Origin of the sequence: Bradyrhizobium sp. 23, assembly GCF_023073295.1 — a bacterium.
Taxonomy (GTDB): Bacteria; Pseudomonadota; Alphaproteobacteria; order Rhizobiales; family Xanthobacteraceae; genus Bradyrhizobium; species Bradyrhizobium canariense_D.
This window is the reverse complement of record NZ_JADPJF010000151.1, coordinates 71218-77987: the sequence shown is the minus strand read 5'-3', so window position 1 is coordinate 77987 and position 6770 is coordinate 71218. Positions and strand designations below refer to the sequence as shown.

Here is a 6770-nt window from a genome sequence, read left to right as displayed (position 1 = left end):
GACAGCCCCGCCGTGTCGACCACCGCCGTCGCGCGCGCATATAGCGGCTCGCGGCTCAAGAGGATGTTGCGCAGCTCCGCCATCGCGGAGCGGTCGTCGGCCATCGGGCGCAAATCGCCCTGGCGGCGGACGCGGGCCATGTGCTCCTCGGGCTCGGCCTTCAGCCAGATCGTGTAGAACGACGACAGGATCTGGTCGAAGGTCAGAGGTTCGGAGACGATGCCGCCGCCGGTCGCCAGCACCATCAGCTCGTTGCGCGCGAGCAGCTGCTGCAGCGCCGCCTGCTCCATGCGGCGAAAGCCTTCCTGGCCGTAGAGCGCGATGATCTCGGCGACCGACAGCCCGTTCTGCTGCTCGATCTCCTTGTTGAGCTCGACAAAGCTCCAGCCGACCTTCTTCGCCAGCATCCGCCCAAGCGTCGATTTGCCGGCGCCGCGCAGGCCGATTAGCGCGATGCCGCAGAACGGCGCGCGCCGCGGCGCGGAGGCGCTGCCGCCTGCGAGCAGATCTTTTGCTTGTGCGACCTGCGCCGGCGTCGCCTTGCGCAGGAGATCGCGAAACATCTGCCAGTCCGGGGTCGGATCGGCCGAGGGAAGCAGGTCTTCGAGATGCGCGCCCATCGCGTCGGAGACGCGGCGCAGCAGCACGATGGAGACGTTGCCCTTGCCGCTTTCGAGCTGCGCGATGTAGCGCTCCGATATTCCTGATACCTTAGCGAGCACCTTGCGCGACATGCCGCGCAGCGCGCGCATGGTGCGCACGCGCTGGCCGAGCTGTTCGAGAAATCGGGATTCGGCGTCGGGACTGTCGGTCATGGACTGCGGATCATGGGCCTGCTTGAGCGGATGTCTTCTTTTAAAGAGGTCCTGCGGCGCGTATTAATGAAACATAGTGCCTGCTGGCATTGACAGCAAGCCGAGGCGGTGTCTTTCTATGAATTATAATTCTAAATTCAGGGGAGAAGTCCGTGAGCGAGGGATCCTATAACGCGGTGACCTGGCTGCTCGACCGGAACGTCGAGGAGGGACGCGGCAACAAGCTCGCCTTCGACGACACCGTCTCACGCCTCACCTATGGCGAGCTCCAGCGCGAAACGCGGCGCGCCGCCAACATGCTGCGCCGGCTCGGGGTCCGCCGCGAAGAGCGCGTGGCCATGATCATGCTGGATACGGTCGACTTCCCGATCGTGTTTCTGGGCGCGATCCGCGCCGGCATCGTGCCGGTGCCGCTCAACACGCTGCTGACATCAGATCAATACGCCTACATCCTCGCCGATTGCCGCGCGCGCGTGCTGTTCGTCTCGGAAGCGCTCTATCCCGTCATCAAGGACGTCGTCGGCCGCATGCCGGATCTGGAGCATGTCGTGGTCTCCGGCGCCAAACAGAACGGCCACAAGCAGCTCGCCGAGGAGATTGCGGACGAGAGCGATCAGTTCACCACCGCCGCCACCCATTCCGACGAGCCGGCATTCTGGCTGTATTCCTCAGGTTCGACCGGCATGCCCAAGGGCGTGCGGCACATCCATTCGAACATGCAGGCGACCGCGGACACTTATGCGAAGCAGGTGCTCGGCATTCGCGAGAACGACGTTTGTCTTTCCGCGGCAAAGCTGTTCTTCGCATATGGCCTCGGCAATGCGTTGACCTTTCCGATGTCGGTCGGCGCCAGCGTGGTGCTCAACAGCGAACGGCCGACGCCCGCACGCATGTTCGACCTGATGAACCGCTACAATCCCTCGATCTTCTACGGCGTGCCGACCCTGTTCGCGGCGATGCTCAACGACGAAGCGATGAAGAGCGAGCGCGGCGGCAAGTCGCTCCGCATCTGCACCTCGGCCGGCGAGGCGCTCCCGGAGTCCGTCGGCAACAGCTGGAGGGCGCGCTTCGGCGTCGATATTCTCGACGGCGTCGGCTCGACCGAGCTGTTGCACATCTTCCTGTCGAACGCGCCCGGCGACATCAAATACGGCTCCTCCGGCAAACCGGTGCCCGGCTATGCGGTGCGGCTTGTCAACGAGGCCGGACAGGATGTCGCCGACGGCGAGGTCGGCGAGCTCCTGGTTGATGCGCCCTCCGCCGGCGAGGGGTACTGGAACCAGCGCCACAAGAGCCGCCGCACGTTCGAGGGGCCGTGGACCCGCACCGGCGACAAATATGTCAGGGATTCCGAGGGCCGCTATACCTTCTGCGGCCGCGCCGACGACATGTTCAAGGTCTCTGGCATCTGGGTCTCGCCCTTCGAGGTCGAGAGCGCGCTGATCACGCATCCCGCCGTGCTGGAAGCTGCCGTCGTGCCCGAAGCCGATCCGGAAGGTCTGCTGAAGCCCAAGGCCTTCGTCGTGCTGCGCCCCGGCGCGACGACGGCGGGCCTGCAGGAGATGCTCAAGGATCACGTCAAGCAGAAGATCGGCCCGTGGAAATATCCGCGCTGGATCGACGTGGTGGATTCCTTGCCCAAGACGGCGACGGGGAAGATCCAGCGGTTCAAGCTGCGGGACGGGGCGAATTGACAACAGGTCGTCATGGCCGGGCTTGACGACGGAGAGAGAAGAGCGACAGAGCATGACCAACCTCGCCCCCACCGGCTTCCTCAGCATCGGCGACGCCAGCCTCGAATACAAATGGCTGGCGCCGCAATCCGCCGATGCACCGACCATCGTCATGCTGCATGAAGGCCTCGGCTCGGTCGGGCTCTGGGGTGACTTCCCCGAGAAGCTGCGAGAGGCGACCTCCGCCGGCATCTTCGTCTATTCGCGCGCGGGCTACGGCCAGTCGAGCAAGGTCGCGCTGCCGCGGCCGCTCGACTACATGCAGCGCGAGGCACTCGACGTGCTGCCGAAGATCCTCGACGCGATCGGCTTCAGGCGTGGCCTGCTGCTCGGCCATTCCGACGGCGCGTCGATCGCGACGATCTATGCCGGCGCGCGTCAGGATCATCGCCTGAACGGCCTCGTACTGATCGCGCCGCATTTCATCGTCGAGGACATCTCGGTGAAGTCGATTGCGGACATCAAGACGGCATTTGAGACCACCGACCTGAAGGCAAAGCTCGCGCGCTGGCACACGGACGTCGACAACGCCTTCTACGGCTGGAACGCCGCCTGGCTCGATCCGAAATTCCGCGACTGGGATATCTCGGAATATCTCGCTTATATCCGCGTTCCCGTCCTGATCCTTCAAGGCGTGGACGACCAATACGGGACGCTGCGTCAGGCCGAGATCGCGCAGCAAGAATGCTATTGCCCGGTCGATTTGAAAGTCATGTCAGGCGCGGCGCATTCTCCGCATCGCGAAGCTCCGGGAGCGACGCTTCACGCGATTGAGCAATTTGCAGCAGCGGCCCTAGGAGAGGACATGCAACAAAATGCATGGATGGGCCGTTAAAGTCTAGACGCGCGCAACAATATGCATTATTGTGCATCTAACGGTAAACCAAGACGAACTCAAGGGTGGCCCATGGCCGAGGAAGATCGGCGCCTCGCAGGCGGCGCGACATTCATCGATTTCCAGACCGAGCCGTCCCGCTACCGGCACTGGAAGCTCGCGGTTGACGGTGACGTCGCCACCCTGACCATGGACGTCGACGAGAATGGCGGCCTGTTCGAGGGCTATCTGCTCAAGCTCAATTCCTACGATCTCGGCGTCGACATCGAGCTTGCCGACGCGGTCCAGCGCCTGCGCTTCGAGCACCCCGAGGTGAAGGTCGTGGTGATGCGCTCGGCCAAGAACCGCGTGTTCTGCGCCGGCGCCAACATCCGCATGCTCGCCGGCTCGACGCATGCCCACAAGGTCAATTTCTGCAAGTTCACCAACGAGACCCGCAACGGCATGGAAGACTCGTCGGAGAATTCCGGCCAGCGCTTTATCACCGTCGTGAACGGCTCGGCCGCCGGCGGCGGCTATGAGCTCGCGCTCGCCACCGACTACATCATGCTTGCCGATGACGGCGCGTCCGCCGTCGCCTTGCCCGAAGTGCCGCTGCTCGCGGTGCTGCCGGGCACCGGCGGCCTCACGCGTGTGGTCGACAAGCGCAAGGTGCGCCGCGATCACGCCGATTTCTTCTGCACCATCGAAGAAGGCGTGAAGGGCAAGCGCGCCGTGCAATGGCGCCTGGTCGACGAGATCGCGCCGAACAGCAAGCTCGAAGGCAAGGTTGCCGAGCGCGCCAGGGAATTCGCCCAGGCCTCGAAGCGCAAGGGCAGCGGCAAGGGCATCGCGCTGACGCCGCTCAAGCGCATCATCGATGAGACGAGCATCCGCTACGGCTTTGTCACCGTCGACATCGACCGCGCCGCCCGCATCGCCACGATCTCGATCAAGGCGCCTGAAGCCGCGCCGCCCGCCGATATCGACGGGATGATGGCGCAGGGTGTCGCGTTCTGGCCGCTCCAGGTCGCGCGCGAACTCGACGACGCCATCCTGCATCTGCGTATCAACGAGCTCGAGATCGCGATGCTGGTGTTCAAGAGTCACGGCGACCGCGCCCATGTGCTCGCCTGCGACGCCTTCCTCGAAGCCAACAAGGCGCACTGGCTGGTCAACGAAATCAGGCACTACTGGAAGCGTGTCTTGAAGCGCATCGACGTCACCTCGCGCACGCTGGTGACGCTGGTCGAGCCCGGCTCCTGCTTCGCCGGCACGCTCGCCGAGCTCGTCTTCGCCGCCGACCGTTCCTACATGCTGATCGGCACGCGCCAGGGCGACAACCGCCCGCCGCCGTCGATCGAACTGTCAGCGATGAATTTTGGCCCGTATCCGATGAGCCATGGCCTGACGCGGCTTCAGTCGCGCTTCCAGGCCGATCCGTCCGATGTGGAACGCGCGGAAGCCACGACGGGCACCACGCTGGACGCCGAGCAGGCCGAAGAGCTCGGTCTCGTCACATTCGCACTCGACGACATCGACTGGGACGACGAGGTCCGCGTGTTCCTGGAGGAGCGCGCTAGCTTCTCGCCCGACAGCCTCACCGGCATGGAAGCCAACCTGCGCTTCGTCGGCCCCGAGACGATGGAATCGAAGATCTTCTCGCGCCTCACCGCGTGGCAGAACTGGATCTTCCAGCGCCCCAACGCGGTCGGCGAGGAAGGCGCGCTGCGCCGCTACGGCAGCGGCCAGAAGCCGAAATTCGATATGACGCGAGTGTAGAGCGCGAATGGAGAGTGGCGAATAGCGAATAGAGACGCCATTCGCCTCGCTATTCGCGATCCCACAATTTGATGCCCGCGATTTAATGAACTAGTCCCACACGGGAGGTCTTCCATGAACATCATGAACGTCGACTACTCGACCAAGATTCCGAACAACGTCAATTTGGCCGAAGACCGCCAGGTGCTCAAGGCGCTGGAAGGCTGGCATCCCGGCTACATGGACTGGTGGAAAGACATGGGGCCGGAAGGCTTCCAGGAATCGCTGGTGTACTTGCGCACCGCCTATTCGGTCGATCCGCGCGGCTGGGCCAAGTTCGACTATGTGCGGATGCCCGAGTATCGCTGGGGCATTCTCCTTGCTCCCCAGGAAGAGAACCGCGTCGTGCCGTTCGGCGAGCATTTTGGCGAGCCGGCCTGGCAGGAAGTCCCGGGCGAGTATCGCGCCATGCTGCGCCGTCTGATCGTGATCCAGGGCGACACCGAGCCCGCCTCCGTCGAGCAGCAGCGCCATCTCGGCAAGACCGCGCCCTCGCTGTACGACATGCGCAATCTGTTCCAGGTCAATGTCGAGGAAGGCCGTCACCTCTGGGCGATGGTGTACCTGCTGCAAAAGTACTTTGGTCGCGACGGACGTGAAGAGGCCGACGATTTGTTGCGCCGCCGCTCGGGCGACGCCGACTCGCCGCGCATGCTGGGCGCCTTCAACGAAGCGACGCCGGACTGGCTGTCCTTCTTCATGTTCACCTATTTCACCGACCGCGACGGCAAGATGCAGCTGCACTCGCTGGCGCAATCAGGCTTCGATCCCCTGTCGCGCACCTGCCGCTTCATGCTGACGGAAGAAGCGCACCATATGTTCGTCGGCGAGACCGGCATCACCCGCGTCGTGCAGCGCACCTGCGATGCGATGCGCGAAGCCGGCATCATCGATCCCACCGACATCGCGAAGGTCCGCGCGCTCGGCGTGATCGACCTGCCGACCATTCAGAAGAAGCTGAACCTGCACTATACGCTGTCGCTCGATCTGTTTGGCTCGGAAGTCTCGACCAACGCGGCGAACGCCTTCAACACCGGCATCAAGGGTCGCTATCACGAGACCCAGATCGACGACGATCATCAGCTCAAGAACGCCACCTATCCGGTGCTGAAGTTCATCGACGGTGAGATCAAGCTCGTCGACGAGCCGGCGCTGACCGCGCTCAACATGCGCCTGCGCGACGATTACAGCCAGGATTGCGTCAAGGGCATGCTGCGCTGGAACAAGGTGATCTCGACCGCGGGCTACCAGTTTCAGCTCAAGCTGCCCAACGTCGCCTTCCACCGCCATATCGGCGAGTTCAAGGGCATCCACGCGACGCCCGACGGCATTTTGATCGACGATGCCACCTGGGCGAAGCGCAAGGACGAATGGCTGCCCTCGACCGCGGACGGCGACTTCATCACCTCGCTGATGCAGCCCGTCACCGAGACCGGCCAGTTCGCCTCCTGGATCTCACCGCCGAAAGTCGGCATCGACAACAAGCCCGGCGATTTCGAATATGTGAGGATCGAGTCGTAAGGGCCGCCAGCGAGCGCGCGACGGCCGCGCTACATACTCACCTGTCGTCCCGGCGAAGGCCGGGAC

At 63.7% G+C, this 6770-nt stretch carries 5 protein-coding genes; 4 read left to right on the top strand and 1 reads right to left on the bottom strand.

Going from position 1 to position 6770, the window contains the following annotated elements:
• Window positions 1–815, bottom strand: an 815-nt coding sequence (locus IVB32_RS37470) for a helix-turn-helix transcriptional regulator (protein WP_247413037.1), incomplete at its 3' end; no start/stop codon positions are given.
• A 152-nt stretch (window positions 816–967) separates the two neighbouring features.
• Between IVB32_RS37470 and IVB32_RS37465 the strand changes: the two genes are divergently transcribed.
• The 4 genes from IVB32_RS37465 to boxB all read left to right on the top strand — a co-directional run bounded on the left by IVB32_RS37465 (window position 968) and on the right by boxB (window position 6704).
• Window positions 968–2509 carry a benzoate-CoA ligase family protein gene (locus IVB32_RS37465; RefSeq protein ID WP_085349671.1) on the top strand — a complete coding sequence of 514 codons (1542 nt, stop codon included), beginning with the start codon at window positions 968–970 and terminating at the stop codon, window positions 2507–2509.
• 52 nt (window positions 2510–2561) lie between these two features.
• Complete coding sequence (locus IVB32_RS37460) at window positions 2562–3383, top strand: alpha/beta hydrolase (RefSeq protein ID WP_247370445.1); 822 nt, start codon at window positions 2562–2564, stop codon at window positions 3381–3383.
• 72 nt (window positions 3384–3455) lie between these two features.
• A complete protein-coding gene (gene boxC / locus IVB32_RS37455) occupies window positions 3456–5144 on the top strand; it encodes a 2,3-epoxybenzoyl-CoA dihydrolase (RefSeq protein WP_247370442.1) in 1689 nt (562 codons plus the stop codon).
• A gap of 123 nt (window positions 5145–5267) precedes the next feature.
• Window positions 5268–6704, top strand: coding sequence for a benzoyl-CoA 2,3-epoxidase subunit BoxB (gene boxB, locus IVB32_RS37450; protein ID WP_247370631.1), 1437 nt, complete (start codon window positions 5268–5270; stop codon window positions 6702–6704).
• Window positions 6705–6770 lie beyond the last annotated feature (66 nt).